The following is a 2,196-nucleotide window of genomic DNA, read 5'->3' as shown; positions in this document are numbered from 1 at the left end:
TGGCTCCATCTGAGTCTTATGTAAGACTTGGTACTGTGCCTATTTACGATAGAGGGGAAGTAATTTATCCTGATATCGTTATGATTTTTCACCCACAAGTTATTACTATGGGTAAATCATACACAATGCCTTTTTATGCTGGTATTAAAGAGAATGGTCTAGTTATTATTAACAGTGATCACGATCTTTTAACTGAGGCTGATAGAAAGACTCTAGATGACTTAAATGTAAAAGTTCTTACAAGAGACTTTACTCAGTTTGCTATTGATCAAGCTGGAACTGAACTTGCTACGAATATGGCAATGTTAGGTGCATTGTTTGGTGCCCTAGGAACTGTTGGTAAGCCTGCTATTGAAGAAGGAATTAAAGATAGATTCCTTAAGAAATATACAGCTTCAGGTGGTACAGCTACACTTGACTCAGTTATTCAGAAAAAGTTTAAAAAGAAAGAAGAACTAATTCAAAAAAACCTTGATACTGCATCTGCAGCATTTGACTTAACTGTTGCATGGGCAAAAGAAGTTGGTTTAAAACAAATCCTAGATGCTCCAGAAAAGCACTAGATAATATAACAACTGTACTTTATGTACAGTTGTTACATAACACTGCACGAGTTACTTCACCTATTAGATTTCTTTTATAACCCTTTATAGTTAATCCAAGGGATTATTAAATAGATCTATATACAAACATTCACGCATAACAATCTAATTTACAAGGTACAGACATGATACAATCATTTATTATTACAGGATTTTTAGGTGTTGGTAAAACCACAATGCTTACCAATACAGTCCAAAAATATTTTAGCGATAAGAAAGTTGCTATTGTCGTAAACGAGTTTGGCGATATTGGTATAGATGGTGATATTCTAAGCAATGTGTACAGTGAAGTACTTGAAATATCAGAAGGGTGTATCTGTTGTCAATTGGCCGAAGAGTTTGAAAGTGGTGTTCTTGAGATCATGAATAAGTATAACCCTGAAATCATATTTGTAGAGACATCAGGTGCATCTGAGCCTTTTCCTATCTTCTTATCAATGCAAAATCTTGGTATCTCTGTTGAAGGTGTCATTTGTGTTATAGATTCCAAAAACCTTGATTCGTATAAAGATAATTCAACTGCAAAATATCAAATTGGTGGCTCCAATATAATGGTGCTGAATAAGACGGATCTAGTGAGTAATGATGAGTTAGAAGCTGTAAAGAAAGATGTTATTGCCATCAAAGAAGAATATAATATTAAAAATACGCTTACTGATGAACCTATATTTAATAACTATGTTATTAACAAGGCTCATCAGGGCCTTGTTAACCAAGAGGTATTTGATGGTGTTTATCGTATTGATGAGATTATTGGATTGGCAAAAGATTATAAACATCATGATCACACTTCAAAAGACTCTATTACACAAAAAGTTGCTTACCTAAAAGAAGATATTAACTTTGGAAATGTGGATGAAGTCTTAAAAACGATTCCCAAAAGTATTTACAGAGTAAAAGGTGTCGTAAAAGTAAAGGATGTTCCAAATCCCATTATAATTAATTACTCATTTGGAAATGTCTCATTTGAAGAGTTAGAGGAGTATACACAACCATCCATTATGATATTTATTGGTGAATCAATAGATAATGATGTAAATCTGTTATGTGAAAAATTTGATTTTTTAAATATGCCTAAATTTAGAGTTAGCAAGTAGCTTTCAGCCAACTATCTAATTATAGTACCCTTATATAGGGTTTCATAGGGTAGGGTATGCATATGCGGCATACAACTCCCTCCTTGCCTACTATTCATATACTCCCCCTTATATGTTAAGGTCTTGAGAATTTATTATTAAAGTTAATCTTGTCCGACAATATGTGTAGTGAGAAGAGATGAAAAAGACACGTATCTATATTCTAATAGAATCGCTCGTATAATATGTAAGAGATCCCCCGAAAGAAAAGTGTCATTGCTAGGATAAACATACTAAAGATGAAAACTTCTTCCAGTGGAGCATTTAAATAATAATAAGCGCCCCACAAAATGATATTGAAGACTACAAGCATTATCCACGGAAACAAACCGTTACTTTTGTATCCAGAATAGAATGCATAGATATTTTTATGTTTGATAGCATTAAAACAGTCATTATGATATGTGAGAAATGAATTGCCAACAACAGCCAAATCACTTTTTTGAGTTATGGGTTTA

The 2,196-nt window shown here is 33.1% G+C and carries 3 protein-coding genes; 2 read left to right on the top strand and 1 reads right to left on the bottom strand.

What is annotated here, in order from left to right; translation table 11 throughout:
* Both ABYK33_RS15490 and ABYK33_RS15485 read left to right on the top strand, forming a co-directional pair.
* A partial coding sequence (locus ABYK33_RS15490; RefSeq protein ID WP_373034224.1) for a 2-oxoacid:acceptor oxidoreductase family protein occupies positions 1-563 on the top strand: 563 nt, incomplete at its 5' end.
* 164 nt (positions 564-727) lie between these two features.
* Positions 728-1,699, top strand: coding sequence for a GTP-binding protein (locus ABYK33_RS15485; protein WP_373034223.1), 972 nt, complete (start codon positions 728-730; stop codon positions 1,697-1,699).
* Positions 1,700-1,901: 202 nt separating this feature from the next.
* Here ABYK33_RS15485 and ABYK33_RS15480 read toward each other — a convergent pair.
* Positions 1,902-2,196, bottom strand: a 295-nt coding sequence (locus ABYK33_RS15480) for a hypothetical protein (RefSeq protein WP_373034222.1), incomplete at its 5' end; no start/stop codon positions are given.

It is taken from the genome of Sulfurovum sp., from assembly GCF_041562805.1.
Lineage (GTDB): Bacteria > Campylobacterota > Campylobacteria > Campylobacterales > Sulfurovaceae > Sulfurovum.
The sequence above is the reverse complement of the archived record's forward strand: the minus strand, read 5'-3'. Positions and strand labels throughout refer to the sequence as shown.